This window comes from Roseomonas sp. SRI_022 (assembly GCF_057586215.1).
Map to the genome: position 1 here is coordinate 1 of NZ_JBYCZL010000007.1, position 26,178 is coordinate 26,178.

General features: G+C 71.3%; 22 protein-coding genes. 12 read left to right on the plus strand and 10 right to left on the minus strand.

Annotated elements, in window-relative coordinates; genetic code table 11:
- From AC2YHJ_RS08330 to AC2YHJ_RS08340, 3 genes are all read right to left on the minus strand, one after another.
- On the minus strand, positions 1-1,387 hold a 1,387-nt coding region (locus AC2YHJ_RS08330), incomplete at its 3' end, for an AAA family ATPase (RefSeq protein ID WP_487395288.1).
- 3 nt (positions 1,388-1,390) lie between these two features.
- On the minus strand, positions 1,391-2,026 hold the full coding sequence (locus AC2YHJ_RS08335; protein ID WP_487395289.1) for a DsbA family protein: 636 nt from the start codon (positions 2,024-2,026) through the stop codon (positions 1,391-1,393).
- Positions 2,027-2,096: 70 nt separating this feature from the next.
- Positions 2,097-2,561, minus strand: a complete 465-nt coding sequence (locus AC2YHJ_RS08340) for a DUF721 domain-containing protein (protein ID WP_487395290.1) — start codon at positions 2,559-2,561, stop codon at positions 2,097-2,099.
- Here AC2YHJ_RS08340 and AC2YHJ_RS08345 point away from each other — a divergent pair.
- Positions 2,555-3,610 carry an A/G-specific adenine glycosylase gene (locus tag AC2YHJ_RS08345; RefSeq protein ID WP_487395291.1) on the plus strand — a complete coding sequence of 352 codons (1,056 nt, stop codon included), beginning with the start codon at positions 2,555-2,557 and terminating at the stop codon, positions 3,608-3,610. The genes AC2YHJ_RS08340 and AC2YHJ_RS08345 overlap by 7 nt on opposite strands.
- Complete coding sequence (locus AC2YHJ_RS08350; RefSeq protein ID WP_487395292.1) at positions 3,607-4,779, plus strand: glycosyltransferase family 87 protein; 1,173 nt, start codon at positions 3,607-3,609, stop codon at positions 4,777-4,779. The genes AC2YHJ_RS08345 and AC2YHJ_RS08350 overlap by 4 nt, the downstream gene beginning before the upstream one ends.
- Before the next feature lie 132 nt (positions 4,780-4,911).
- Here AC2YHJ_RS08350 and AC2YHJ_RS08355 read toward each other — a convergent pair whose 3' ends face one another.
- The 3 genes from AC2YHJ_RS08355 to rnhB are packed head-to-tail and all read right to left on the minus strand — an operon-like array spanning position 4,912 to position 7,276.
- Positions 4,912-5,478, minus strand: a complete 567-nt coding sequence (locus AC2YHJ_RS08355) for a hypothetical protein (RefSeq protein ID WP_487395293.1) — start codon at positions 5,476-5,478, stop codon at positions 4,912-4,914.
- Between the two features lie 15 nt (positions 5,479-5,493).
- The gene (locus AC2YHJ_RS08360; RefSeq protein WP_487395294.1) at positions 5,494-6,579 is read right to left on the minus strand and encodes a DNA methyltransferase; all 1,086 of its coding nucleotides are present in this window, start codon (positions 6,577-6,579) and stop codon (positions 5,494-5,496) included.
- A 58-nt stretch (positions 6,580-6,637) separates the two neighbouring features.
- Positions 6,638-7,276, minus strand: a complete 639-nt coding sequence (rnhB, locus tag AC2YHJ_RS08365; protein WP_487395295.1) for a ribonuclease HII — start codon at positions 7,274-7,276, stop codon at positions 6,638-6,640.
- Between the two features lie 50 nt (positions 7,277-7,326).
- On the opposite strand from rnhB, the gene AC2YHJ_RS08370 reads away from it, so the two are divergent.
- Entirely contained in the window at positions 7,327-8,385 is a 1,059-nt protein-coding gene (locus AC2YHJ_RS08370) for an NAD(P)H-dependent flavin oxidoreductase (protein ID WP_487395296.1), read from the plus strand.
- A gap of 64 nt (positions 8,386-8,449) precedes the next feature.
- On the opposite strand, the gene AC2YHJ_RS08375 is transcribed toward AC2YHJ_RS08370, so the two are convergent.
- Positions 8,450-9,670: an MFS transporter gene (locus AC2YHJ_RS08375; protein WP_487395298.1), complete on the minus strand. Its 1,221-nt coding sequence runs from the start codon at positions 9,668-9,670 to the stop codon at positions 8,450-8,452.
- Complete coding sequence (locus AC2YHJ_RS08380) at positions 9,667-10,380, minus strand: ArsR/SmtB family transcription factor (RefSeq protein ID WP_487395300.1); 714 nt, start codon at positions 10,378-10,380, stop codon at positions 9,667-9,669. The genes AC2YHJ_RS08375 and AC2YHJ_RS08380 overlap by 4 nt, the downstream gene beginning before the upstream one ends.
- Before the next feature lie 217 nt (positions 10,381-10,597).
- Here AC2YHJ_RS08380 and AC2YHJ_RS08385 point away from each other — a divergent pair, with 217 nt between their 5' ends.
- The 4 genes from AC2YHJ_RS08385 to AC2YHJ_RS08400 all read left to right on the plus strand — a co-directional run bounded on the left by AC2YHJ_RS08385 (position 10,598) and on the right by AC2YHJ_RS08400 (position 15,221).
- Positions 10,598-10,984 carry a DUF4280 domain-containing protein gene (locus AC2YHJ_RS08385; RefSeq protein ID WP_487395302.1) on the plus strand — a complete coding sequence of 129 codons (387 nt, stop codon included), beginning with the start codon at positions 10,598-10,600 and terminating at the stop codon, positions 10,982-10,984.
- 18 nt (positions 10,985-11,002) lie between these two features.
- Positions 11,003-14,173 carry a type VI secretion system Vgr family protein gene (locus tag AC2YHJ_RS08390; protein WP_487395304.1) on the plus strand — a complete coding sequence of 1,057 codons (3,171 nt, stop codon included), beginning with the start codon at positions 11,003-11,005 and terminating at the stop codon, positions 14,171-14,173.
- Between the two features lie 17 nt (positions 14,174-14,190).
- A complete protein-coding gene (locus tag AC2YHJ_RS08395) occupies positions 14,191-14,802 on the plus strand; it encodes a hypothetical protein (protein WP_487395306.1) in 612 nt (203 codons plus the stop codon).
- 68 nt (positions 14,803-14,870) lie between these two features.
- Entirely contained in the window at positions 14,871-15,221 is a 351-nt protein-coding gene (locus AC2YHJ_RS08400; RefSeq protein ID WP_487395307.1) for an antibiotic biosynthesis monooxygenase family protein, read from the plus strand.
- Here AC2YHJ_RS08400 and AC2YHJ_RS08405 read toward each other — a convergent pair whose 3' ends face one another.
- Both AC2YHJ_RS08405 and AC2YHJ_RS08410 read right to left on the minus strand, forming a co-directional pair.
- Complete coding sequence (locus AC2YHJ_RS08405) at positions 15,222-16,385, minus strand: pyridoxal phosphate-dependent aminotransferase (protein WP_487395309.1); 1,164 nt, start codon at positions 16,383-16,385, stop codon at positions 15,222-15,224.
- Positions 16,382-17,782 (minus strand): gamma-glutamyltransferase, encoded by a 1,401-nt coding sequence (locus AC2YHJ_RS08410; protein WP_487395311.1) that lies wholly within the window; start codon positions 17,780-17,782, stop codon positions 16,382-16,384. Before AC2YHJ_RS08410 ends, AC2YHJ_RS08405 begins: the two co-directional genes overlap by 4 nt.
- Before the next feature lie 305 nt (positions 17,783-18,087).
- On the opposite strand from AC2YHJ_RS08410, the gene AC2YHJ_RS08415 reads away from it, so the two are divergent.
- The 5 genes from AC2YHJ_RS08415 (at position 18,088) to AC2YHJ_RS08435 (ending at position 26,162) form a co-directional block, all read left to right on the plus strand.
- Complete coding sequence (locus AC2YHJ_RS08415) at positions 18,088-18,822, plus strand: DsbA family protein (protein WP_487395313.1); 735 nt, start codon at positions 18,088-18,090, stop codon at positions 18,820-18,822.
- Positions 18,819-19,640, plus strand: coding sequence for an MBL fold metallo-hydrolase (locus AC2YHJ_RS08420; protein ID WP_487395314.1), 822 nt, complete (start codon positions 18,819-18,821; stop codon positions 19,638-19,640). Before AC2YHJ_RS08415 ends, AC2YHJ_RS08420 begins: the two co-directional genes overlap by 4 nt.
- A gap of 139 nt (positions 19,641-19,779) precedes the next feature.
- On the plus strand, positions 19,780-20,445 hold the full coding sequence (locus AC2YHJ_RS08425) for a Hint domain-containing protein (RefSeq protein WP_487395315.1): 666 nt from the start codon (positions 19,780-19,782) through the stop codon (positions 20,443-20,445).
- Between the two features lie 138 nt (positions 20,446-20,583).
- Entirely contained in the window at positions 20,584-21,060 is a 477-nt protein-coding gene (locus AC2YHJ_RS08430; RefSeq protein ID WP_487395317.1) for a hypothetical protein, read from the plus strand.
- A gap of 182 nt (positions 21,061-21,242) precedes the next feature.
- Positions 21,243-26,162, plus strand: a complete 4,920-nt coding sequence (locus AC2YHJ_RS08435) for a beta strand repeat-containing protein (RefSeq protein WP_487395319.1) — start codon at positions 21,243-21,245, stop codon at positions 26,160-26,162.
- Positions 26,163-26,178: the final 16 nt, after the last annotated feature.

The following is a 26,178-nucleotide window of genomic DNA, read 5'->3' on the forward strand; positions in this document are numbered from 1 at the left end:
CGCGGGCACGGGCGGCGGCCTCATGCTCGGCGGCGAGGCGGGCGTGGCCTTCCTGCGCGCGCTTCAACCGTGCCTCGGCGGCAGCGCGCGCCTCGCCAGCCGATTGCACGCGGGCGGCGGCCTCGGCGGCCTGTTCGGTGGCGGCCTGGGCGGCGAGCTCAGCGGCCTGGGCGGCCTGCTCGACCTCCGCCAGCGCTGCTTCGGCGGCCTGCTTGCGCGCAGGCAGCGAGCCCTCGACGGCGCGCAGCGCCTCGGCTTCCTGGGCAAGGCGCTCGCGTGCGGCGTCGGCATCGCGCAGCACGCCCTCGGCATGGGTCAGGTCGCGCTGCAACTGGGCGAGGCGGGCCTCGGCGGCGTCCAGCGCCTCCCGTGCACGGCGTTCCTCGGCTTCCAGCCCTTCGGATTCGACGCGGCGGCGTTCCAGCGCGGTGCGCGCGGCGGCCTCGGCGGCGCGCGGGGCGGGGATGGCCTGTTCGGCCTCGAAGGCGGCGATGGTGGCGCGCTCGGCCTCGGCCTCGGCGGCGCGGACGGCGGCGCGGGCCTCGTCGAACTGGGCCTTGGCCATGCGTGCGGCGGCATCGGCGCGGGCGGCCAGGATGGCGAGCCATTCCCCTTCCGCCTGCCGCACCAGCCCCGACAGGTTGCGGTAACGATTGGCCTGCCGCGCCTGGCGCTGCAGGCCCTGGCGCTGGCCGTCCAACTGCCCGAGCAGATCCTCGGCGCGCGACAGGTTCGTCTCGGCCTGGCGCAGCTTGAGTTCGGCCTCATGCCGGCGGGCGCGCAGGCCGGCGATGCCGGCGGCTTCCTCCAGCACCTGGCGGCGATCCTCGGGCTTGGCCTGGATCAGCGTTGACACGCGCCCCTGGCTGACCATCGCCGAGGCCCGCGCGCCCGACCCGATATCCGCGAACATCGTCTGCACGTCGCGGGCGCGGATCTCCTTGCCATTCACCCGGAAGGCCGAACCCTCGCCGCGGTTGATGCGGCGGACGATCTCAAGTTCCGGCTGGTCCTGGTTCGGCGGCGGGGCAAGGCCCTCGGCGTCCTCCAGGCTCAGCGTGACTTCGGCGAGGTTGCGCCCGGCGCGTGTCGCGGTGCCGGCGAAGATGACGTCGTCCATCTCCCCGCCGCGCATCGCCTTGGCCGAGGTCTCGCCCATCGCCCAGCGCAGCGCCTCGACGACGTTGGACTTGCCGCAGCCATTCGGGCCGACGATGCCGGTCAGGCCCGGGCGCACCTCGACCGTCGTGGCCTCGGCGAAGGATTTGAAGCCGGCGATGCGGATGCGCGACAGGGTTGCGCGCACGGAAGCAAGGCGCTGCTCCTCGCTGCGCGGCGCGCCGTCATCCTCGTCCTCCGGGGAAGGAGGGATCGCCTGCCCGTCCACCACTCAGCCCCGCGCCACTTCCTGCGCGAAGCGGTCGAAGGGGATCGCCCCGGACACCACGCGGCTGCCGAAGACGAAGGTCGGCGTCGCCTGGATGTTGTACTGCCTCTCTCCCTGCTGGCGCAGCGCGAGCACGCCGCGCGCCGTGTCGTCATCAGCCCAGGCGGCTTCGAAGGTCGCGGAGGACATGCCGGCCAGCGCCGCGATCTTGCCGATCTCCGCCTTGTGGTCGATGCCGCGCGCGAAGGCCCAGCGGTCCTGGGCGGCGAACAGCGTCTCGATGAAGGGCTCGTAGGCCTCGGCCGGGAAGTAGCGGGCGACGACGGCCGCGCGCAGCGCGATCTGGTCGAGCGGGAAGTCGCGCCAGATGAAGCGGATCTTGCCGGTCTGCACCAGTTCCGCCTTCACCTGCGGCCAGGTGTCCCGCCCGAAGGCGCCGCAATGGGAGCAGGTGAGGGAGAAGAATTCCTGCACCACCATCGGCGCCGATGCCTGGCCCATCGACCGCTCCGACAGGCGGGGGTTGTCGGCCGCGGGGGCCTGGGCGGCGGCCGGGCGGGACAGCATCGCCATGGCGGCGGTGCCGCCGGCGAGGAGGGCGGTGGACCGGGTCAGCAGGACGCGGCGATCGAAGGGCATCGGTGGTTCCCGTCTTGTGGCGGGCCGTCCGGCCGGGGCGGGCCCGGGGGGAGGCCAGTGAGTCGGCAGATCAACGGTTTCGATAGACGCCGCGGGCCAATCTTGCCAGCGCATCCCGCAATTCCGGGGAGGACACCCCCTCCAGCGCCGATTCGACCCTCTCCGGGAGGGGTTTCGGCGCCGATTCGCGGGGTTTGCGCGGGGTGGGCGCGGACGGGGCGCGCTGCACGAATCGGAATCGTTCCACCGCCACCCGCCCCAGCGCCGCATTGATGCGGGATGCCAGTTGCGGGGCCAGGTGCTGCATCTCCATCGCCACCGGCCCGGCGCAGGCCAGCGTCAGCGTGCCCTGGGTCAGGCGCAGCGGCTGCGTCACTGCCGCGATGGCCGGGCCGACCAGGGCCGGCCAATCGGCCATGATCTGCGCCCCCGCGGGAGACTTGCGCTTGAAGGCCGGGCGTGTGAGCGCTGGCACCAGCGCGCCGACCGGCCGCGGCCCGCCCAGGAACCGCTTATCCTCCGCATCCCGTGCCATACGCATTGCCCTCCGCCGCCGCCTTGCTCGCCTGGTACGACCGGCACCGGCGCATCCTGCCCTGGCGTGCCGGCCCCGGTCAGGCGCGCGACCCTTACCGCATCTGGTTGTCGGAGGTGATGCTGCAACAGACCACCGTCGCCGCGGTGGGGCCGCGCTATGCCCGCTTCCTGGATCGGTTCCCCACCGTGCAGGCGCTGGCTGCGGCGGATTGGGCCGAGGTCGCGGAGGAATGGGCGGGCCTCGGCTACTATGCCCGCGCGCGCAACCTGCATGCCTGCGCGAAGGCCGTCGTGGCGGCAGGGAGCTTCCCGCGCGAACCGGCCGCACTCGAGGCCCTGCCGGGGATCGGGCGCTACACCGCCTCGGCGGTCGGGGCGATAGCCTTCGATGCGCCGGTGGTCCCGGTCGATGGCAATGTCGAACGGGTCACCGCCCGGCTCGCGGCCATCGAGGACCCGTTGCCAGGTGCGAAGCCTCGCCTGACCGCGCTCGCCGCCGGCTTCATGGCTGACCCGGCCGCGCGCGCCCGCCCCGGGGATTTCGCCCAGGCGCTGTTCGATCTGGGCGCCACCATCTGCACCCCGCGCAGCCCTGCCTGCGCCCTGTGCCCCTGGCAGGAGGACTGCGCGGCGCGGCGCGCCGGCATCGCCGCCGATCTGCCGCGCAAGTCACCGAAGCCCGCCCGCCCGCTGCGGCACGGTGCGCATTTCCTGCTGACCGACCGGCAGGGCCGTATCCTGCTGCGCCGCCGGCCCGACAAGGGATTGCTCGGCGGCATGCTGGAGGTGCCGGGAACCCCGTGGCGCGCCGGCGGGCCCTGGGCGGAGGCCGAGGCGCTGGCCCATGCCCCCGCCGCCGCCGCCTGGCGGCCGGTGCCCGGCATCGCACGGCACGGCTTCACCCATTTCGAACTGGAGATGGTCCTGTTCACCGCCCCGCTGCCACGTGGCGCCGCGCCCGAGGGCGAATGGCAGCCGCCCGAGGCTGCCCGCGCCGCCGTGCCCACGGTGATGCGCCGCCTGTTGGACCTCGCGGGGGCACGATGATCGCCGCACTGCGGGACGGGGCCTGGATGAATGCGGAGCGGCTGCGCGCCTATGGCCTCGGCTACGCCCTGGCGGCGCTGGCGGCGATCGGCAGCACACTGCCCGGCATCCTCGGTTGGCGGGACGCGCCCCCGGTCGACATGGACTACCTCAGCTTCCATGCCGCCTCCGCCCTGGCCCAGGCCGGGGAGGCGGCGGCGGTCTGGAACCGCGACCTGCATGCGGCCATGCAGACGGCGCTGCAGGGACGGCCCGGGCGCTACTACGCCTTCTTCTACCCGCCGATGTACCTGCTGATCCTGCTGCCGCTGGCGTTGCTGCCGCCGATCGCGGGATTCTTCGCCTGGGTGTCGGCGACCGGGGCGGCCGCCTGGGCGGCGCTGCGCGGCTGGGGTGGCTTCGACCGGCCGATGCTGGTGCTGCTCGCCGTGCTGTCGCCGGCGGCGGTGCTGAACCTGCTGCATGGGCAGAACGGCTTCCTGACCACGGCGCTGCTGGCGGCCGCGGGGCTGTGGATGGACCGGCGGCCGGGGCTGGCGGGGGCGGCGCTGGCGTCGCTGGCCTTCAAGCCGCAACTCGGGCTGCTGGTGTTGCCGGTGCTGATCGCGACGCGGCGCTGGGCGGTGCTGGGCTGGGCGGCGCTGGTCGGGGCCGGCTGGGTGGCGGCGACGCTGCTCGCCTTCGGGCCGGGCGTCTGGACGGGCTTTCTCGCCCGCCTGCCGGGTGCCGGGGAGGCCATCGCGGACGGCACGCTGCACATGTGGAAGCTGCAGAGCGTGCTGGCGATGGGTGTGACACTCGGCCTGCCGCCTGGCCTGGCCGGGGCGCTCCAGGGGATGGTGACAGTCGGCGTCATCGCGATCTCCGCCTGGATGCTGCGCCGCCGCCCCGGCGGACGGGCCGAGGCGGCGACGATCGCCGCCGGAGCGCCGCTCGTGACGCCCTTCGTGCTGTCCTACGACCTGGTGATCCTGCTGATCCCCACCTCGTGGCTGCTGGCCGAGGCGAAGCAGGGCGGCTTCCGGTCCTGGGAGAAGACCGGCATCGCCCTGGCCTGGCTGGTGCCATTGCTGTCCTTCATCACGGGCACTACGGCCGGGATCAGCATCGCGCCGCCAGCGGCGGGGGTCCTGCTGGCGCTGGTGTTGCGACGGGTAGGTTCGGGTTGAGGGCTGGTTGTTGAAGCGGCCACGTGTTCCTGATATGTTCCTACAATCAAGGACCGCATCGCGCCCGCGGATCGGGCCGGACTAAAGGTCTAAAAGCTTAAAAACCTAAAGTTTAAAGTTGCGGACCCGGTCCTAGCCGCGCGCCCGCGCGAAGATGAAGACGGCGCCCACCAGCGCCACCAGCAACCCGCCGCCGACGATCAGCATCGCCGATTGCTGCAGCACCGCCACCGCTGGCACCGAGGCCCCGAGCACGGCGCCCACCGCGATGATCCGCCACGACCCGGCATGGATGCCCGCGACAAAGGTGCCGAGCCCGAGCAGCAGCAGCAGCCCGATCTCCGTCGCGTTGTCGTTCACCACGCCGCGCACGGACGGTAGGAACAGCATCAGCATGGCGATAAGGAAGGCCGCCCAATGTGCCGCCTGGGTCCAGACCAGGCGCATCCGCAGCCCGCGCCCCGCCGCGGCATTCCAGCCTGCGGCGATGCAGAGCAACCCGAAGACCGGTGCCAGGATCTGCCAGTAGAGGAGGTTCGGTGTCTCCGTGCTGCCGGCATAGGCGACGCCGGCGAAGCCGGCGATCAGCATCAGCAGGTAGGGCGCTTCCGCCAGGACCGCGCGGCCCCAGGACCGGGCCGGTGGCGGTGTCGGCGCCGGCACGGGTGATGGGGCGGCGCCGGCGATGCTGTCGCTCATGGGGCGGTCCTTCCGCTAGGCGCCGCGCGCGACCGTCTCGCGCAACTCATCCAGCACGCGCAGCCGGCCCTCGCGGGTCTCGATGTGCCAGAACAGCCAGCCATTGCAGGACGGTGCTTCCTGCACGGCGGCACCGACCTTGTGAATGGACCCGGTGGCGAGGCCGCAGCGCAGCGTGCCATCCGCGCCGACCACGGCTTCCCAGCGCTTCTGGCGGTCGAACAGCTTCGCCCCGGCGGGCACCAGGCCGCGCTCGACCAGCGTGCCGAAGGGGATGCGCGGCTGCTCCTTCTTGGACGGCAGCGCTGCGGCGGCGTCCTCGGGCGCGGGCTCGGTCGCGGCGATGCGGGCGAGCGCGGCATCGGCGTAGGACTGCTCGCGCTCGATGCCGATGAAGCGCCGGCCGAGGCGCTTGGCCACCGCCCCCGTGGTGCCGGACCCGAAGAAGGGATCGAGGATGACATCACCCGGCGAGGTGCAGGACAGGATCACGCGATGCAGCAGCGCCTCGGGCTTCTGCGTCGGATGCAGCTTGTCGCCCTTGTCGTCGCGCAGCCTTTCATGGCCGGTGCAGAGTGGGATCAGCCAGTCGCTGCGCATCTGCAGGTCGTCGTTCAGCGCCTTCATCGCCGCGTAGTTGAAGCGGTAGCGGGATTCGGGGCCCCGCGCCGCCCAGACCAGCGTCTCGTGCGCGTTGGTGAAGCGGCGGCCGCGGAAATTCGGCATCGGGTTCGACTTCCGCCAGATCACGTCGTTGAGGATCCAGTAGCCGAGATCCTGCAACGCGGTGCCGAGCCGGAAGACGTTGTGATAGGCGCCCATCACCCAGATGGTGCCGTCCTTGCGCAGCACGCGGCGGCATTCGGTCAGCCATTCGCGCGTGAAGGCGTCATAGGCGCCGAGGTCCGAGAAGCGGTCCCATTCGTCGTCCACGCCATCGACCAGGCTGTCGTCGGGACGGCGCAGCGTGCCCTTGAGCTGAAGGTTGTAGGGCGGGTCGGCGAAGATGGCGTGCACCGAGGCCGGCGGCAGATGCCGCAGCCACGCAATGCAGTCCCCGACCAGCACCTGGTCGAGCGGCGTGTCGATCTGCGTGCCCACTCGTTAAACCCCGTCCCCCGACGCGAAGGCCGCAGAATCGCTTGTGCGACTCGGCAGGTCAAGCAAACCGGAAGGCGACCTGGTCGACGGGGCGGAAACCGCGCCGGTGATGCGGGCTCGGGCCCAGGCGCTGAAGCGCGGCCAGATGCGCCGCCGTCGGGTATCCGGCATGGCGTGCGAAGCCGTATCCCGGCCAGCGCGGATCGAGCCGGGTCATTGCGCGGTCACGCACGGTTTTCGCGAGGATCGAGGCCGCGGCGATCGACAACGAGATCGCATCGCCGCCGATCACGCAGCGCACCGGGCAGGGCAGCCGCGGCGGCTGGTTGCCATCGACCAGCGCGAGGTCGGGCAGCGCCGCCAGCCGCGCGACGGCGCGCGCCATGGCGAGATGCGTCGCGCGCAGGATGTTGTGCGTGCCGATCTCGGCGGCCGAGGCGGCGCCGATGCCGAACTCGATCGCGCCCTCAGCCGCCGCGGCGCGGATCGCCGCACAGGCGGCGTTGCGCTGCGCTTCCTTCAGCTTCTTCGAATCATCGATCAGCGCCGACAGCGCGGCGGGCGGCGGGCGCAGGAACACCACCGCCGCGGCGACCACCGGCCCGGCGAGCGGCCCGCGCCCGGCCTCGTCCACGCCGGCGACGCGGCCGGCGCCGGCTTCCAGGGCAAGGTCGGGGCGGGGTCGCGGGCTGCGCATTGCGGGGGTGGGCCTGGTGCGGGAGAATCACGGGAACGGAGGATCAGCGCATGACCAGTATCACGGCGAGGGCCCGCGCGGCCGCCTTCTGCGAGCGCTTCGGCCTGCGCCTGCCGATCCTGCTCGCCCCCATGGCGGGATCGACGCCTGCGCCCCTGGCGACCGCGGTCGCCAATGCCGGCGGCATGGGTGCCTTCGGGGCATTGAACGCGACACCCGAAGTCATCGCCGATTGGGCACGGACCTTCCGCGCGCAGTCCAACGGGTCCTTCCAGATCAACCTGTGGATCCCCGATCCGCCGCCGGTGCGCGACGCGGCCCGGGAAGCGGCGATGGCCGACTTCCTCGCCGGCCATGGCGCGCGCCCATCGATCCCCGACGGCCCCTTCCTGCCCGACTTCGCCGCGCAATGCAGCGCGATGCTGGCCGTCGGACCGACCGCGATCTCCTCCATCATGGGCGTCTTCCCCGCTGAGGTGGTCGCCGAGGCCAAGGACCGCGGCATCGCCTGGTTCGCCACGGCGACGACACTCGCCGAGGCGCGGGAGGCCGTCGCCGCGGGGGCGGACGCCATCATCGCGCAGGGCGCGGAAGCGGGCGGGCACCGCGGCGCCTTCGACCAGGGGCGGGCGGAACAGCAGCAGACCGGTGGCCTCGCGCTGATCCCGCGCTTCGCCGATGCGCTGGACGTGCCGGTGATCGCGACGGGCGGCATCGCCGATGCGCGCGGCATCGCCGCGGCGCTGACGCTCGGCGCCAGCGCGGTGCAGATCGGGACCGGATACCTCCGCTGCCCCGAGACGGCGCTGCACCCGTCCTGGTCGGCGGCGATCGCGGAGGCCGAACCCGAAGGAACCATGCTGACGCGGGTCTTCTCGGGCCGGCTGGGGCGCGGCATCGCCAACGCGGTCACGCGCAACGCCCCGCCGGCAGCGGCCTATCCGGTGCAGCGTGCGATGTTCGCCCCGGTGCGTGCGGCGGCGGAGAAGGCCAACAACCCGGATGCCATGCAGATGTGGGCGGGGCAGGCGGCACGGCTGGCGACGGCGGAGCCGGCCGGGGATCTCACGACGCGGCTTTGGGCGGAGGCACAGGCGCTGCTGCCGTGATCGAGAGGGGCGTCGCCCCTCTCGAACTCTCCCCACCAGGGGGCAACGGCCCCCTGGACCACGATTACCTGACGCCACCGCGGGGCAGCAGCAGCCAGCCGGCCAGGCCAACGGCGAGTGAAGCGCCGAGCACCGCGAAGCCGGCGCGATAGGCCGCTTCGGGACGCGCACCGGCCACTTCGGGGAAGAACCCGACCACCGCGCCCACCAGCATCGGCAGCAACGCCGAACCCAGCACCTGCGCGAGGTTCACCGTCGTCGCCCCACGCCCCACCAGATGGTCGGGGAACAGCGCGCGCCCTTCCGCCACCACCAGCACCGGGAAGGCCGAGAACAGCACCAGCAGCACCAGCAGCGCCAGTGCAGCCCCGAGCGGTACGCCGGGCCACAGCGCCAGCGCGAACAGCGTCGCCGCCGCCAGCGCGGCGGCCACCGTCACGATGCCCCGCCGCCCGCCGACGCGCCGTTCCAGCGGCCCGATCAGCAGCAACCCGACGGGCATCGCCACGCCCATCGCCGCCAGCGCCCAGCCCCGCCCCGTCGCATCCAGCCGGTGCACGTCGGCGAGATAGGGGCCGGCCCACAGCCCCAGCACCGTCGCCGCTGCCGCATAGCCGACGAGATGCATCGCCAACACCCGCGCCAGCCCCGGCAGGCGCCAGATCGACACCTGGCCGAGCAGCGCTTCCTTCAGCGTCTCTGGCTCGCGAAACGCCGGTGGACGGTCGGGCGGATCGTCCCGCACCAGCCGCCACCACAGCAGCAGGCACGCCGCGGTCAGCACTGCCGAGGCGCCCAGTGCCCCGCGCCAGCCAAGCAGCCCGGACGCCGCGGCAAGCGGCGCGCCGGCCAGCAGGATTCCCATCTGCGACAAGGCGAAGACGCGCGACAGCGCCACCGTCATGGCCGCCCCGCTGTACCAGCGCGCGCACAGCACCACGGCCGCCATGAAGGACGCGCCTGACCCGAGCCCGAGCAGGAAGCGCGCCGCAAGCAGCGTGGTCCCATCCGTCGCGAAGGCCTGGAACGCTGCACCGACCACTGCGATGCCGCTCAGCGCGGCCACCGTCCGCCGCGGTCCGGCACGGTCCAGTGCGATGCCCACCGGCACCTGCGCGATCAGCAGCGCCACGAAGAACATGCCGTTCGCGGCACCCAGCACCGCCGGGGTCAGCCCCAGATCCGCCGTCAGGTCGGGCGCGATGACGCCGAGTGCGGCGCGATGGAACTGGCTCAGCCCCGTCATCGCCGCCAGCGTCACCATCAGCGCGGTCGCAGCCCTCATGCGGCGTCGAGGCCGAGGCCCTCGCGCAGCCCCCGCGCGCCTTCGGGTGTCACGACGATGCGCCGCCGTGCCAGCACGTCACCCTCGCTGGCCGCGGGCAGGCGGCGCAGCCAGCCGCGGCCGAGCCAGGCGCTCGCGATCTCCTTGCCGAGGCCGCCCGCCAGATGCGGGCGACGTTCCGACCAGTCCATGCAGTCGCAGGCGAAGCGCGGCGCGCGCACCGCCTGGTCGAGATCCACCCCGGTCGCGGCAAGCCGTGTGCGGCCCTCGGCAGAGGCGTCCCAACCGCCGGGCACCGGCGTCAGCCAGCCAGCGCCGGTCAGTCTCTCATGCAGCGCGACACCAAGCCGCCCGGCCAGGTGGTTCCAGCACAGCCGCGACTGGCGCGCGGCATCGCCATGCTTCCAGGGGCGCGCCGGGGCGATGCGGGCGGACAATCCGCCCAGCGTCTCGATCACCGCGGCGACTTCCTCGGAGGCGAGGCGATGGTAGCGATGGCGTCCCTGGGCATGCACCGCGATCAGCCCGCCTTCGGCGAGGCGCGCGAGATGCCCGCTCGCCGTCGCCGGCACCACGCCTGCGATGCGGGCGAGCTCGCCGGCCGTCAGCGCTTCGCCACTCATCAGCGCGGCGAGCATGCGCGCGCGCGCCGGATCGGCCATCAGCGCGGCGGTGGCGGCGAGCGGGCCAGGGGCGGTGGGATCAGTCATGGCGGGAACATAGCCGCGATGCACGCGGGATGCTTCGGCCCACGACGAAGTGCGGCAACCGCCGGTTGCGACGCAGCCATGCGAATGCGCGGTACGCATGAAGCTTGTGCAATGGCTGGTGCGAGCGGGGTTATACGCTGGCGTAACGGGCGGCGGCGTGCCTATCGTTTGTGTGATCGTCGGCCCATGCGGGCCGCCGCGCGCGGGAGCTTCCAGCATGCCGCGTCAGGTTGTGGACGGCGCAATTCTGAAATGCAGCTTCGGCACCACGCCGTCGGCGATGGGCGTGCTGCCGCAGAATGTGTCCTGGAACACAACTCCGGCCGCGACGATCCTTGACCATGTGCCCATGACGAACATCCGGCCCTTCGGCATGTGCATGAGCATCGCCAACCCGCAGGTCGCGGCGGCGACCTCGGCGGCGCTCGGCGTGCTGACGCCGCAGCCCTGCATCCCCTGCACCGCCACGCCGTGGAGCCCGGGCGTGCCGGACGACACGCTCGGCGGCGCGCCGACGCTCAACGATACCTCGGTCCTGCAATGCAACTGGGCGGGCGTCATCACCGTCACGGATGCAGGCCAGACCTCGACCTTCGTGCCGTGACGATGCCGGAGAGGTCTCATGGCACTGAAGCAGAAGGACCGCTTCCTCGAGATCGATACGGTCCTCACCAACCCGCAGGGCGACGATGAGGACGACAACTTCGTCCTGATCCAGGTGCGTGGGGCCGAGGGCATTTCCTTCCCCTATGCCTTCGACCTCGCCCTGATCGGGCCGAAGAACAAGAAGCACGACCCGGCCGAGCTGATCGGCACCCGCGCGCGCTTCGGCGTCAGGCAGCTCACCAACGACGCCCAGCGCAAGGATGCCCAGCTGGTGTTTCGCCACGGCCTGATCGAGAGCTTCGCCGACACCGGGATGATGGGCGATTTCCGGTCCTACGCCGCGCGGCTGGTGCCGGCCTTCAAGTTGACCGCCTACGAGACGCGCTTCCGCGTCTTCGAGGAGCGCACGCTCGAACAGATCCTGCGCGACGTGCTGCGCCCCTATCCCGAGATCGAGCTGAACACCAATCAGCTGCGGGAGGAAGCGGCGGAGATCATCCCATACTGCGTGCAGTTCGGCGAAAGCACCTTCAACTTCGTGCATCGCCTGCTCGATCGCTTCGGCGCCTTCTACCGCTTCGAGCATGAGCTGAATGACCAGCGCGAGGTATTCGTGGTTTGCGGCCGCGGCGCTGTGCCGCCCGTGCAGACCCCGGTCGTCCAGGTCGCCGCCGGCGATCCGTCCCCCGGGACCGTGACGGGATTGCGCCGGTCCTTCGTGCTGGCGACGCGCATCGCCCATGTCGGCAACTTCAATGAGATCAACCCCGCGACGCCCTTCCGCGGCCGCGCGGACATCGCACCCGCCTATGACCTGATGCGCGAGCATCCGATGCATGAGGCGATCGCCTTCCCGGTGCCGGCCACCGTCTCACCGCAGCCGCGCGATTTTGCCGAGCGCCGGATGCGCCAGAATGAGGGCGGCGTCTTCAGCGTCACCGGCCAGACGCGGAACACGCTGTTCCGCGCCGGCCGCAAGTTCATCGTCGAGAAGGACACCACGGTCCCCGACGGTTCCTCCGACACCGGCGCGACGGGCAAGACCTTCCTGCTCAAGACCTGCTCGATCTTCGCCTTCGATCATTCGGCGCTGGTCAGCACGGGGCAGAAGCTGTTCGACATGATCAAGGGGCTCCTCGGCCTCGGCTCGGGCGACAAGAACGATGTCGCGACGGCCGCGGCGCAATCGCTGCTCGACCAGATCAAGAAGGACGTCGAGAGCGGCAAGGAGATATTCAACTGGCTCGACAAGCAGCCGGGTGCCAAGAACCCGTCGGGCCTGCCGGAATTCGTCGGCAATGCGCTCGGCCTCGGCGGGTCCGCGGTGGCGGGCGCGGTCCCGCTGCTGATCGCCACGGCCAAGGGCGTGAAGGACCTGATCGAGAAGTTCCTCGCTATCCCCGAGGGCGTGTCGATCGCTTTCGAGGCGCTGCCCTTCGACCCGCCGCATCTGCGCGACGTGCTGCCGACGCCCTCCGCGTCGAAGCCGGTCGCCTATGGGCCACATTTGGCGATGGTGGTCGGGCCCGACGGCATCAACACCGCGCAACGCGACATCTTCACCGATGCGATGGGCCGCGTGCGCATCCGCTTCCCCTGGGATCCGGGGCCGGACGATCCCAATGACCCGCTCGGGCAGGAGGCGATCCTGACGGGGCGTAACACCTGCTTCGTGCGTGTCTCGGATGGCTGGGCGGGGGAACGGCTCGGCCTGCAGTTCATCCCGCGCATCGGGCAGGAGGTGGTGGTCGGCTTCATCGACGGCGACCCGGAGCGGCCGATGGTGGTCGGGCGCGCCTACAACGCGCGCGGCGGCACCAGCCACCTGCCGTTCCTGCCCGCCACCGCGCAGGGCAAGCAACTGTCGGTGCCCGCCGACCTCAAGGGCACGGAGACCGACCAGGCGACGCGATCGGGCCTCCGCACCAAGACGACGCCGCGCAAGCCCGAGGGGCAGTCGGGCTTCCACATGATGCGGCTGGAGGACAAGCAGGGGGAGGAGCAGTTCCTCATCCGCTCCGAGCGGCGGATGGACCAGACGGCCTTCGGATCACGCTTCGACACGACGCATGGGAACCTCAACGTCCTGGTGGGCGGCGGCAAGCAGGAGGAAGGCAAGCCACCGCCGGGCGGGGCCATCGCGACAACCGCCGGTGCGACCTGGGACCTGCATGTCGGCAAGGAGCGGTACGAGACGAGCGATGCGACCTGGGACAACTACGTCAAGGGCTACAGCCTGTCCCACATCGAGGGCGAATGGCTCACCGTCTCGGACGATGCCGCGAAGATCACCGCGCCGAAGATCGTGATCCAGGCGAGCGACAAGATCACGCTGCGCGTCGGCTCCAGCCGGATCGTCATCACCCCGGCCTCGATCTACATTCATTCGGCGATGGTGCGGGAGAACCAGGGCGGTCCGATGGATCTCGTCGCCGACGCCAAGGTTACGGAAGCAGCCGACGCCGCCATGGCTGATCCGGGCGAGCCGCCTGACTTCCTCGCCCGTCTGCCCAAGGGCGGCGGTGGTGGGCGACGCACGCATGCGGCCACCTCGAAGAAGGCATTGTTCTTCGTTCGGAGTAAGGAGGACAAGAAGATCCATATCCAGAATCAGGATGGCAAGCCGGGAGCCATCATCATCGACGACAAGGACCAGGATTTCGCGGACCGCACAGCAACCGAACTGAACAACCATGCAAAGACCGAGGAGGGACGCGATCGGATCGGCCGCGTAAACGAGAACAAGTCGAAGCCGGTAGTCTTCGAGAAGCCGGCACCCCCGAAGAAGGGCAGCGCGCCGACTGCTGGCTTCGCACCCACAAGCGTCCCCGACGCGACCCAGGCCGGCGAACCGACCGGGCGCTTCGACAAGGAGAGCAATTTTGAGCGCGGCACCGGGGCAGGCAGCGGAGGCAAGGCGCTCTTCGACCCGCAGGACTGGCCGCGGCCGGGCGACCCCAACTCGCCCGACAGCCAGAAGAAGCTCACGACCGTGCTCAATCGGGCGGGCGAATCCCAGGAGGGCGACCTGCCCCGGAATTCCTTCACGGGACAGGTGCCGCCTTCACAGCCACCGCCTGGCACTCCACCGCCGGCCGGTGGCACCCCTCCCGCGGGCGGCGCCCCTCCCGAGGGCGGTGTGCCGCCGCCAGGCAGCTTGCCACCGGGCGGAGGACCGCGGCGATGAGGGGCGCGTGAGCCGCCATGGACACCGGCACGCCTCGCAGCGCGCTTCACCTGGAATGCCACCCGAACAAGGTCGGCGCCGCCTTCACCTTCGCCTATCGCGCGGAAAACCGTTGCGCCGTGCCGCTCTACGTCATGGATGCGATGCCGGGCATCGATCCTGATACGCAGTCGGCGCAGGCCAATTCCCAGGCCGCGGCGGTGATCCTGCGCCCGGACGGCACCGCGCTGCTCGGCAAGTTCATCGCGCCGCTGCCGCAGGACCGCCTGTTGATGGCGCCGGACCTGCCGCTCTGCGCAAGGCTCGACCCCGGGCAAGTGATTGAGCGCGAGTTGCGCGTGCCGCTGCCCTTCGCCGAGGCCAGCCCGTACTTCCCCGATCTGCCCCTGCGCGAATACGAGATCGCGGAGGTGACCGGCATCGTCTTCGCCATCGGCTTCTTCGCCGCCGATACGCGCGGCCTCTACGCGGCGCCGGCCGCCTATGCGCCGGAATTCCATGTGCTGTCGGCGACGGTGGCACCGGTCATGGCGGGCCTCGCCTGGCAGTTGCTGCCGGTGAAGAAACTCGAGATCCTGAAGCGGACGGACGACTTCCCGCGCGAGATCAAGTCGCACGCCGTCGGTTGACCTGCCGCCTGCCATGCATGCCGCGCCTCTTTCGTGCGATATGGCGGCAGGCAAGGGGAGGGCGCAGCGTGATCGCGGTGATCTTCGAAGTCGAACCGGCGGAGGGGCGCGAGGCCGACTACCTCGCCATCGCCGTGGCAATGCGCGCGGAGCTGGAGACGCAGCCCGGCTTCATCGCGGTGGAACGCTTCCGCAGCATCACCAACCCCGCAAAGCTGCTGTCCCTGTCCTTCTGGGAGGATGAGGCGGCGGTGCGCAACTGGCGCTGCCATGCCGGACATCGCGGGGCGCAGCAGGCCGGGCGCGGCGGCGTCTTCGCCGGATATCGGCTGCGTGTCGCCGGCGTGCTGCGCGACTACGGCATGGCCGAGCGGCGGGACCAGGCCCCGGCGGACAGCAACGCCGCCTGGGGCATCTGATCAGCGCCCGAGCCAGCCCTTCAGCCGCGCCGGCACGTCCCTCATGTCCGCTTCCGCCCCGCAATAGGAGAAGCGCAGGAAACGCGCGCCGCGGCCACGGTCGAAATCCAGCCCCGTGGTCGCCGCGATGCCGGCCTTGTCCAGCATCTCCACGCAGAAGGCCGCGCTGTCATTGGTCAGGTGGCCGACATCGCACCACAGGTAGAAGGCGCCATCGGCCGCCGCGATGTTGGTGAAACCAGCCCGCGGCAAGCCTTCGAGCAAGGCCGCTCGGCTGCGGGCATAGGCGGCCTTGTTGGCTTCCAGTTCCTCGACGCAGTCCATCGCGGCTTCCGCCGCCACCTGCGCGATGTGTGGTGCGCTGATGAACATGTTCTGCGCGAGGCATTCCACCGGCCGGACCAGGTCCTCGGGCAGCACCAGCCAGCCGATGCGCCATCCCGTCATCGACCAGTATTTCGAGAAGGAATTCACCACCACAGCGCTGTCGCTGAAGGCGGCGGCGCTGCTCTCGGCGACGGTGCCCCAGGTCAGGCCGTGATAGATCTCGTCGCTGATGAGCCGGACGTTATTCGCATGGCACCACCGCGCGATCGCCCGCAATTCATCCGGCGAGAGCATCGTCCCGGCCGGGTTGCACGGGCTCGCGACGATCAGCCCCTGCGGGCGGGGGTCCATTGCCTCCAGCATCGCGATGGTCGGCTGGAAGCGTGTGGCGGCATCGCAGTCCAGCAGCACCGGCTGCATGCCGAGCGCGGTCAGGATGTTCGCATAGGGCGGGTAGAAGGGTGCCGCCATCGCCACCCGGTCGCCCGGGTCGAAGGCGGCAAGGAAGGCGAGCGGGAAGGCCCCGGAGGCACCGACCGTCACTGCGATCCGCGTCTCCGGCACGGTCACGCCGTAGTGCTCGGCGTAGTGCCGCGCGATGCGCGCGCGCAGCGACCGCAGCCCGAAGGCCTCGGTGTATCCCATCGGCTCGCCGGCCTGCAGCGCCCGGATCGCCGCCTCGGCCGCGCCCCGCGGCGCGCCGGTGCCGGGCTGGCCGACCTCCATGCGGATGATCCCCGGCGCGCCGGGGGGCAGGGCCGCGGCGCGCGCATTGGCCGCCGCGATCACGTCCATCACCAGGAAGGGCGGGGCATCCCCCGCCCGGCCGACCTTCATGGGGCGAAGGACCCGGTGGCGACGCCGCCGCCGCGCGGGTCGGCCGCCGCGACGCAGCTCGCATTGCCCCCCGGCACATAGGCTGGGCAGGACAGCGCCAGCCCGCGCCCGGGCTCGGGGATATTGGCGAAGCCGCTCTCGAAGGGCTGCCGGCGCAGCGCGGTCCACATCATCGTCGCCGCAGCGATGCCCGCCGCCTGCTGCCCGGTGCCGGCCGCTGCCGCGCGGAAGGCCCGCAACTCGCGGTTCGTCGCAAGCGAGACGGCGAGCGGCGCCGGCGGCACCGACCCCATGCCCGGCGCGGCCGCCAGCAGGATGCCGGTGCCGTCGGCGACACGCCCGGTGCCGAACAGGTTGTTCATCGAGAAGGTGCAGGCGACCGCATTGCCCTCGGGGTCCATCGTCAGCAGTCCCGCGCTGGCGCCCGAGATGCCGCCGCCGCCAAACGGCGCATTGCCACCCTGCAGCGCCTGGAAGGCCGAGGCCGTGCCAGCCGCGCCATCGCCCGCGGCAGGCAGGAAAAAGGCGACGTCCTGGCCGACCGCCATGCGCACCGGCTCCACCACCTCGGCCCGCGTCTCGCGCAGTTCCGGCGCGGTCAGCCCGCCGCCTGCAATCACCGAGGCATCCTCGAACCGCTGCGACAGCGAGCCCTGGTACAATTCGCCGACACCGCCCGAGCGCATCTGCGCCAACGTCGCGCCCAGGTCGAGCTGGGTCAGCCGCTCGCCCCCGCGCAGCGGCCCACCGCCGCGTGCGCCGAAGACGCGCCGCGCCGGCGGATCGTTCAGCAGCGGGGCGGCCACGACGGCGAGGTCCGCGGCCAGCGCGGCGCTGACCTCGGTGCCGAAGCGCGCCAGGTCCTCGGCCGGGCGGACCAGCTGCTCGAAGCGCAGCCGCCCGCCACGGGTGTGGAGCAGGAACAGCCCGCGCGGCAGCATTGGCACCGCCGCCGGCCGGTCCGTGCCGGGCGGCAGGGCGGAACGGCTGCCGGCGGGGAAGGAGACGGTGATCACCTCCCGCAGCCGCATGTTGTAGGCAAGGCAGGCGCCGCCACCGCCGATCCCGGCGCGCGAGGGCAGCGTCACCGCCATGGCGAAGGCGCCCGCGATGGCGGCGTCGACGGCCGTGCCGCCGGAGGACAGGATCTCCCGCGCCACCAGGGCGGCGCGCGGTTCGTCGGCCACGGCGCCGCCCAGGAAACCCCGGACATAGCCCGGCGTGCCGATCGGGGCGGTTGGCGTGCTGCTGCCGCCGAACAGCGAATTGACCGTCGAGCAGCCCGACAGCAGCGCCACGGCCGCCAGCAGAAGGGGCGCGCGACGGCGCGACGGCCGTGTCGCCACGCTGCCGGTCGCATGGATGGCGCTGGCGGTCCTCGGTGTGCTGGTGCTCATGCCCCTGACGCTCACTTCCCCTGCCGAGAGGCCCGACGGGCCGGTGCCGGATTGAATCGAACGAACTTCCAACCGCCCGGCCATAGACGCCTTCGCCATCAGCGGCAACCGCATGTTCGTCCGCCCCCGTGCCGATCCCCGGTCCGGATGGCGGTTGAGCCGTCGCGCCGGCGCGCGCATTTTGCGACGCGCGCCGAGGCGCGTATTTTGCCGGGCGCGCACCGGGGCTGCGCCCGGCCTCCGTCTTCGGGCCGCGCATCCCCATATCGGGTGCGGCACGCGGCCCTCGCCGCCGGGAGTAGTGCATGAGACGAGCCTTCCTGCTGGCCGCGGCCGGCACCCTGTTGACCGGCCGCGCCATCGCGCAGTCCTTCACCGACGCGCAGCGCGCCGAGATCGTCGGCATCCTGCGTGATGCGCTGCGTCGCGACCCCACCATCCTGCGCGAGGCCTTCGGCGCGCTGCAGGCGGCCGAGGAGCGCGAGCGCGAGGACAGCCAGCGCGCTGCCATCACCGACCGGCGGCAGGAGATCTTCGGCGTCGCCGCCGACCCGGTGCGCGGCAATCCGCGCGGCAACGTGACGATCGTTGAGTTCTTCGATGCGCGCTGCCCCTACTGCAAGCGCCTGCATGCCGAGATGGGGCCGCTGCTGCAGCGCGACCGCAACATCCGCGTGGTGATGAAGGACCTGCCGATCCTCGGGCTGCAGAGCGTCGTCGCCGCCCGTGCGCTGCTCGCCGCGCATCGCCAGGGCAAGTATGCCGAGCTGTACGACGCGCTGATGAGCCTGCGCGGCGAACCGACCGACGCGGCGATCCGCAGTGAGGCCGAGCGCGTCGGCCTCGACTACGCGCGGCTGCGGCGGGAGATGGAGGACCCGGCGATCCAGCAGCGTCTGGATGCCAACATCGCGCTGGCGCGCGCGCTGCGCATCGAGGGCACGCCCGCGCTGATCATCGGCGAGACGCTCGTCCCCGGCGCCGTCCCGGTCGCCCAGATCGAGCAGATGGTCGCCGCGGAGCGCCAGCGCCGGCGATGAGCCTGACGGCCTTCATCTGCGCCACCTGCGGCACGCAACACGCGCCTTCCGCCGTCGCGCCCGCGACCTGCGCGATCTGCGAGGATCCGCGCCAATGGGTGCCCGCCGCCGGCCAGCAATGGACGACGATGGAAGCACTCGCCCGCCGCTACGCGATCGGCTGGCGGGAGGTGGCGCCAGGGATGCTCGGCTGCGGCATGTTCCCCGACTTCGCCATTGCCCAGCGGGCGCTGCTGCTCCGCACGCCGGCGGGCAATGTGCTGTGGGACTGCGTCACGCTGCTCGATCCCGCGACGGTCGAGATCATCAAGGCGCTGGGCGGGATCGCCGCCATAGCGATCAGCCATCCGCACTACTACGCGTCCATGGTGGACTGGGCGCGGGCCTTCGGCTGCCCGGTGCTGCTGCACGGCGCCGACCGGCGCTGGGTGATGCGGCCCGACCCGGCGATCAGCTTCTGGGAGGGTGAGCGCCATGAAGTGCTGCCCGGCATCACGCTGCACCACCTCGGCGGGCACTACGCGGGGGGGACCATCCTGCACCGGGCGGAGGGCAAGGGCGCGATCCTGACCGGGGATATCGCCTCGGTCGCGCCGGACCGGCGCCACGTGTCCTTCATGTGGTCCTTTCCCAACTGGGTGCCGCTGCCCGCCGCCGAGGTGGCGCGGATGGGCGCGGTGTTGGAGGGACTCGAATTCGATGCGGTATATGGCGCTTGGTGGGACCGCGTGATCCCCACCGGCGGCAAGGCAGCGGCCCGGCGCAGCGTGGCGCGCTACATCGCGGCGGTGAGCGGAACAGGACCCCTCGGCGACTGAGCGGCGTTGCGCGGATTTGTTACAATTCGCGCGTTTCGTCGTAAAATTGCGTCAATTTCCGCATTGCGACTCACGATTCGGTGATATAGCTCCCCGAGCCGCCCAGCCCGAAGCCGAGCGGGGCGCCAAGGGGAAGTTTATGAACGGCTGGTTCGGACGCCCGGATATTGTGGGCGCGGGGGATGTCGTCGGTCTCGCGGGCGAGGGTGCGGTGTGCTTCGCGGAAGGCACCCTGATCCTCACGCCGGAAGGCGAGCGGCCGGTCGAGCGGCTGCGGGCCGGCGACCTCGTCGTGACGCCGGGCGGGTCGGCCCCGGCCGCACCGCTGCACTGGGTCGGCAGCCTGCATATCGACCTTGCGCGCCAGCCCGACCGCACGCGCGTGGCGCCGGTGATGATCAAGGCCGGCGCGCTCGCCGAGGGCATCCCCTTCCGCGACCTGCATGTCAGCCCGGACCACGGGATCCTGATCGACGGCCGGCTGGTGGCGGCGCAGCTGCTGCTGAACGGCATCACCATCGTGCAGCAGACCTGGTTGCGGGAGGTGACGTACCATCACCTCGAACTCGCCAGGCATGAGGCGGTGGTCAGCGAGGGTGCGCTGACCGAGAGCGGCCTCGAGGCCGGCAGCCGGCACCTGTTCGGCAATCCCGGCATCGTCACGCTGGGGACCGACCTGCCGGCTGGGCGCGAGGGCAGTGCTTCGGCGCCCGTTTTGCTGGAAGGCGACCCGGCGCTGGCAGCGATGCGCCGGCGCATCGGGGCGCGGGCGGGCTTCCTGCAGGACCGCCGCAACCGCGCCTGACGCGGCGCGCCCTGATTTGCAGGATGGACGGGGCGGGCTGCCGGTGTAGCGTCCGGCGCGGCGGTGCATCCATGTCGGGGGCGAGGCTGTGATACGGACCATCTGGCCGGTGCGCGCTTCAGGCCAGGCGTATGCGGCATGACCGCGACAGAACTGCGCTTCGCGGTGCGCCAGGTGGACGGGCGGCACCTCGCCATGGGTCTGGCGCTGCCCTACCTCGCGGCTCGGCAGCCCTTCGCCGTGTTCCAGGCCGGTGAGCTGACGCGCACCGTCGCCGGGCAGATCCTGCGCGGGCACTACCTGATGGCCTTCGAGGGACCGCGACTGGTCGGCTATCTCGGATGGGCCTGCTACAGCCCAGAGGACGCGGCAGCCTACGCCCGCAGCCTGGAGGCACCGCCCGATGACCGCGCCAGTGGCCGGGGCGTGGTTTGGTTGATGATCGCCGCGGCGACCTTCCCGCAGGCGCTGGAGGCCCTGCTCGCCGAAGGACGCATCCGCCACGTCGGATGGCGCGTCATGGGCGTGCGACACCGCCGCAATGGCAAGGTGGTGGTGTTCGATCAGCCGATCAGGCCGCGCGCCGGGAGGGGCCCGGCTCTGGCCCGGCCGTGAGGCGGCTGCGCAGACGCCGCTTGCCCGTTGTATGCAACTGGCCTCACTGTGAAGCACTTCGTAACGAATTGACGCCGGTGGGAGCACGGTCGCGCAATTCGGCGTGCCGTCGCGAATACTCGACGCGCATCGGCGACTGAGGCCCGGTAGCCAGCCGGGACGCAACGGCGTTTGGGGGGCAGATGGCACTGTTCAACGGGGGCAACGCCAACGACACCCTGACCGGGGGTGCGGACGCCGACACGGTTGTAGGCAATGCGGGCTTCGATACTCTCTCGGGCGGGGCCGGCAACGACACGATCTTCGGCGGCATCCTGGATCCGCTCAATGATGTGGCGCCGGGGCCCTACATCGATTTCCTCTACGGCAATGACGGCAACGACCTGCTCTTCGGCGGCTTTGGCAACGACCGGATCGAAGGCGGCGCCGACAACGACACCATCTATGGCGACCTGCAGGTTTTCGTCACGCCGCCCAACGGCATCGCGTCGAACGACATACTGCTCGGAGATGCGGGCGACGACCTGATCTTTGGCGGCATCGGCAATGATTCGCTGCAGGGCGGGGCCGGCGCGGACACGCTGAATGGCGGCGACGGCAATGACACGCTCAACGCTGCCGTCTTGTTCGAAACGGTGGGGAACACGCTCGACGGCGGCGCCGGCAACGACCTGATCCACGGGGCGGATGGCGCCGACGTGTTCTACGCGCTGGCCGGCGCCGATACCGCCTATGGCTACGGCGGCAGCGACAGTTTCTCCTTCTCGGATGCTACCGTCGATGCGGTCATCTATGGTGGCAACGACCTGGACGCGCTGAGCGCCATCGCCGCCGTCGCCGATGGAATCTACGTCCAGGGCAATGAAACCTCCGTCGCCGTCGGGCACCTGAACGGCTTCTTCCCCACCTCCGGCGCATTGGCTTATTCGGTCGAGAATCTCCAGGGGACGAACGCCGGCGACTACGTCTGGATGCTGGGCGCCGGCAGCAGAGTCATTCTCACCGAGGGTGGCGACGACTCGGTGTTCGTCGATCGCGGCTCCGACACCATCGGGGGCGGCGAGGGGCGGGACATCATTGGCTATTCGGCTGCCGATCTGAACCGCGTCGATGTGCGCGTCGGCGGGCTCGCCAGCGGCAAGGCGACCGCCGCGAAATACGATGGGACAGGCGCGCTGATCGGCACCGACCTCCTCGCCGATTTCGAGATCTTTGTGCTGACCGGCGGCGCCGACACCTTCCGCGGCGATTCCTCGAACGACACCGCCGATGCCTCGCTCAATGAGAGCGTGGAGGGCGGCTACGGCCAGGACAGCCTGATGGGCGCGTCCGGCGCCGACACGCTGTCGGGCGGCGTCGCCAACGACACGATCTGGGGCGGCGCGCCCGATGCCGCATTCGATGGCCGGGACCTGCTGTATGGCGACGACGGCAACGACATCATCTTCGGCAACCAGGATGCCGACACCATCCATGGCGGCGCGGACCAGGACTGGCTGGTCGGCGGCGACAGCGGGGCAGCGACGGTCGCGGGCGGCGGCGGCGCGGCGCGGATCGACGGCGCCGACCTGATCCTCGGCGAGGCCGGGGCGGACACGCTGATCGGCGATGCCGGCGCAGATACACTGGATGGCGGCAGCGAGGCCGACTCGCTGCTCGGCGGGGCCGGCGGCGATTCCCTGGCGGGCGGCGCAGGTGCGGACACGCTGCTCGGCGGCGACGACGCCGATATCCTCGATGGCGGCAGCGAGAATGATTCGCTGTCCGGCGGCGCCGGCGACGATGTGCTGCGCGGCGGCGCGGGCGTGGACACGATCGACGGCGCCGCCGGCGCCGACATCGTCGAGGGCGGCGCGGGTGCCGACAGCCTGCTGGGCGGCAGCGAGGATGTCCTCGACTATTCCTCCGACACGGCGGGTGTGACGATCGACCTCGCGGCGCGCACCGCCGCCGGCGGCGACGCGACGGGCGACACCTTCAGCGCGGCCTTCGACAGCGTCATGGGTGGCCTCGGCGGCGACGTCCTGCGCGGCGACGCGGACGCCAACAACCTCACCGGCGGCGACGGCAACGACCTCATCGAGGGACGCGGCAACGCGGCCGGCAGCAACGATGTGCTCAATGGCGGGGCTGGCGAGGACACCGCATCCTATGCCGGATCGACCGCCGCGGTGACGGTGGACCTCGCCACGGCGGACACCACGCCGGGCTTCTCCTTCGGCAAGGTCGTGGGCTTCGGCGGCGACGCCGAGGGCGACGTGCTCTCGAAGTTCGAGCACCTGGAAGGATCGGCGCTGGGGGATTTCCTCGGCGGCGACACGCTGGGCAACGCATTGTACGGGCTGGCGGGCGGCGACACGCTGCTCGGGCGCGACGGCAACGACACGCTGTCCGGCGGGGAAGGTGCGAACAGCCTGCTCGGCGGCAATGGCGCGGATTCCATCACCGTCGGGTCCGGCGACGACACCATCGACGGCGGTGCGGACAACGACATCATCCATGGCGGGACCGGCGCCAACCGCCTGTCCGGTGGCGAAGGTGCGGATTCGATCATCGCCGGCATCGGCAACGACACGCTGCTGGGCGGCGATGGCAACGACACGCTGGCCGGCGGGCAGGGCGCGAACAGCCTGCTTGGTGGCAATGGCGCGGATTCCATCACCGCCGACGACGGCGCCGACACCATCGACGGCGGCGCGGACAACGACACCATCCATGGCGGCAAGGGCACCAACAGCCTGTCGGGCGGCGACGGCGCGGATTCCATCGTCTCCGGCACCGGCAACGACACGCTGCTGGGTGGTGCGGGCAACGACACGCTGAACGACACTGGCGGCACCAACAGCCTGTCGGGCGGTGACGGCGCGGACCGGATCACCGCCGGCGGCGGCAACGACACCATCGATGGCGGTGCCGACAACGACACGATCAATGCGGGCGCCGGAGCAAACACCGTCCTGGGCGGCGAAGGCGCGGATTCCATCGTCGCCGGCAACGGCGCCGACACGCTGCTGGGCGGTGCCGGCAACGACACGCTGACCGACAGCGGCGGCGCCAATAGTCTGACGGGCGGTGACGGCGCGGACAGCATCAACGCCGGCACAGGCAACGACACCATCGATGGCGGCGCGGACAATGACCGCATCGCCGCTGGCGCAGGGGCGAACAGCGTCGTCGGCGGCACCGGTGACGATACCATCATCCTCGCGGCCGGGACCGACACCGTCGATGCCGGGTCGGGCCATGACAGCATCGTGGCCGCGGGCGGTGCGGCACGCATCCTGGCGGGCGAGGGCAACGACACCATCACCGGCGGTGCCGGCGCGATGACGGTCGAGGGCGGCGCCGGGGCGGACAGCTTCAGCGACGCGGGCGGCACGGATTGGCTGTCCTATGCCGGCGCTACCGCGGGAGTGACCGTATCGCTGGCTGGCGGCACCGGCATCGGCGGCGATGCCGCGGGCGATGTCGTCGGTGCGGGGTTCGAGGCGCTGCTCGGCGGCGCGGGCAACGATTCGCTGACGGGCGGCGCGGGTGCGGACACCACCATCATCGGCGGCGGCGGGCGCGATACCATCGCCGGCGGCGCGGGCGGCCTGGACAGCCTGGTGGGTGAGGGCGGCGACGACGTCTACATCATCGACGACGCCGCCGATGCGGTGGTCGAGGCCGCGGCGGGCGGCACCGACGTGGTGCGCACGGCGCTCGCGGCCTACACGCTGGCCGCCGAGATCGAGAACATCACGGCGACCAGTGCGATCGCCCACCTCTTCACCGGCAACGCATCGAACAACGCGCTGACCGGCTCGGGGGGTGCCGACACGCTGATCGCCGGAGAGGGCAATGACGTCCTGAACGGTGGGGGCGGCGCGGACAGCCTGATCGGCGGCGACGGCAACGATCTCTACTACGTCCAGAATGCCGGTGACGTGCTCGTGGAGCTGGCCGGTGGCGGCAGCGACGTCGTGCGCACCTGGCTCGCCGTTTTCTCCCTGGCCCCCTTCGCCCAGGTCGAGACGCTGATCGACCAGGACAGCATCGCCAGCGCCCTGACCGGCAACGACCTCGACAATCGCATCATCGGCAATGCCGGCAACGACACGCTTCTGGGCGCTGGCGGCGCCGACGCGCTGTTCGGCAATGCGGGTGACGACAGCCTCTACGGCGGCGCCGCGATCGACCGGATGAGCGGCGGTCTCGGCAACGACAACTATCTGATCGACAGCGCCGGTGATATCATCATCGAGGCCGCCGGCCAGGGCATCGACACGTTGCGCACGACGCTCGCATCGCAGTCCCTCGCCGCGAATGTCGAGCACCTGATCGGACTGAACGACGTGGGCCAGGCGCTGGTCGGCAATGTCCTCGGCAACAGCATCATTGGCGCCGCCGGGGCGGACACCATCACGGGCGGCGGCGGCAACGATACGATCGATGGCGGAGGCGGGGTCGATAGCGCCTCGGGCGGCGGCGGCGACGACCTGTTCATCGGGACCGCAGGTGACGTGTTCTTCGAGGCCCTGGGCCAGGGCCTCGACACGGTGCAGGCGACGACAGGCACGGCCTGGACGCTTGCCGCCAATCTCGACGTGCTGGTGCTGGCGGGGCCGACGCTGCTGAACGGCAAGGGCAACGCGATTGCCAACACGCTGATCGGCAATGATGCAGCCAACGTGCTGTACGGCCTGGGCGGCGCCGACAGCCTCGCGGGCGCGGGCGGCAACGACGTGCTGATCGGCGGCGCGGGCGCGGACACACTGACCGGCGGCGGCGGTGCCGACCAGTTCCGCATCACCGTCGCCGCGGACAGCGCGCCGGGGCAGCGGGATGTGATCCTGGGCTTCACCTTCGATGCGGTGAACGGTTTCGACAAAGTGGATCTTCGGTTCATCGACACGGATCCGGTGGCACCGCTCGACCAGGGGTTCACCTATATCGGTGGCGCGGCCTTCGGGGCGAGCGGGGCGGCGCAACTGCGGGTGACGACGCTTGCGCCCGGTGTTCACTTGGCCGAGGGCGATGTGGATGGCGATGGCTCGGCGGATCTGGCGGTGGAGATCCACACGGCCGCCGTGCCGGTTGCGGGTTGGTTCCTGCTGTAGAGCAGATCCCGATCAG

Bases quoted from the DNA above. Each gene is read 5' to 3' on its own strand.
- AC2YHJ_RS08335 (WP_487395289.1), bottom strand. From the start codon at position 2,026: ATGCCCTTCGATCGCCGCGTCCTGCTGACCCGGTCCACCGCCCTCCTC.
- AC2YHJ_RS08340 (WP_487395290.1), bottom strand. From the start codon at position 2,561: ATGGCACGGGATGCGGAGGATAAGCGGTTCCTGGGCGGGCCGCGGCCG.
- AC2YHJ_RS08350 (WP_487395292.1), top strand. From the start codon at position 3,607: ATGATCGCCGCACTGCGGGACGGGGCCTGGATGAATGCGGAGCGGCTG.
- AC2YHJ_RS08355 (WP_487395293.1), bottom strand. From the start codon at position 5,478: ATGAGCGACAGCATCGCCGGCGCCGCCCCATCACCCGTGCCGGCGCCG.
- rnhB (WP_487395295.1), bottom strand. From the start codon at position 7,276: ATGCGCAGCCCGCGACCCCGCCCCGACCTTGCCCTGGAAGCCGGCGCC.
- AC2YHJ_RS08370 (WP_487395296.1), top strand. From the start codon at position 7,327: ATGACCAGTATCACGGCGAGGGCCCGCGCGGCCGCCTTCTGCGAGCGC.
- AC2YHJ_RS08375 (WP_487395298.1), bottom strand. From the start codon at position 9,670: ATGAGGGCTGCGACCGCGCTGATGGTGACGCTGGCGGCGATGACGGGG.
- AC2YHJ_RS08380 (WP_487395300.1), bottom strand. From the start codon at position 10,380: ATGACTGATCCCACCGCCCCTGGCCCGCTCGCCGCCACCGCCGCGCTG.
- AC2YHJ_RS08385 (WP_487395302.1), top strand. From the start codon at position 10,598: ATGCCGCGTCAGGTTGTGGACGGCGCAATTCTGAAATGCAGCTTCGGC.
- AC2YHJ_RS08390 (WP_487395304.1), top strand. From the start codon at position 11,003: ATGGCACTGAAGCAGAAGGACCGCTTCCTCGAGATCGATACGGTCCTC.
- AC2YHJ_RS08395 (WP_487395306.1), top strand. From the start codon at position 14,191: ATGGACACCGGCACGCCTCGCAGCGCGCTTCACCTGGAATGCCACCCG.
- AC2YHJ_RS08405 (WP_487395309.1), bottom strand. From the start codon at position 16,385: ATGAAGGTCGGCCGGGCGGGGGATGCCCCGCCCTTCCTGGTGATGGAC.
- AC2YHJ_RS08410 (WP_487395311.1), bottom strand. From the start codon at position 17,782: ATGAGCACCAGCACACCGAGGACCGCCAGCGCCATCCATGCGACCGGC.
- AC2YHJ_RS08415 (WP_487395313.1), top strand. From the start codon at position 18,088: ATGAGACGAGCCTTCCTGCTGGCCGCGGCCGGCACCCTGTTGACCGGC.
- AC2YHJ_RS08420 (WP_487395314.1), top strand. From the start codon at position 18,819: ATGAGCCTGACGGCCTTCATCTGCGCCACCTGCGGCACGCAACACGCG.
- AC2YHJ_RS08425 (WP_487395315.1), top strand. From the start codon at position 19,780: ATGAACGGCTGGTTCGGACGCCCGGATATTGTGGGCGCGGGGGATGTC.
- AC2YHJ_RS08430 (WP_487395317.1), top strand. From the start codon at position 20,584: ATGACCGCGACAGAACTGCGCTTCGCGGTGCGCCAGGTGGACGGGCGG.
- AC2YHJ_RS08435 (WP_487395319.1), top strand. From the start codon at position 21,243: ATGGCACTGTTCAACGGGGGCAACGCCAACGACACCCTGACCGGGGGT.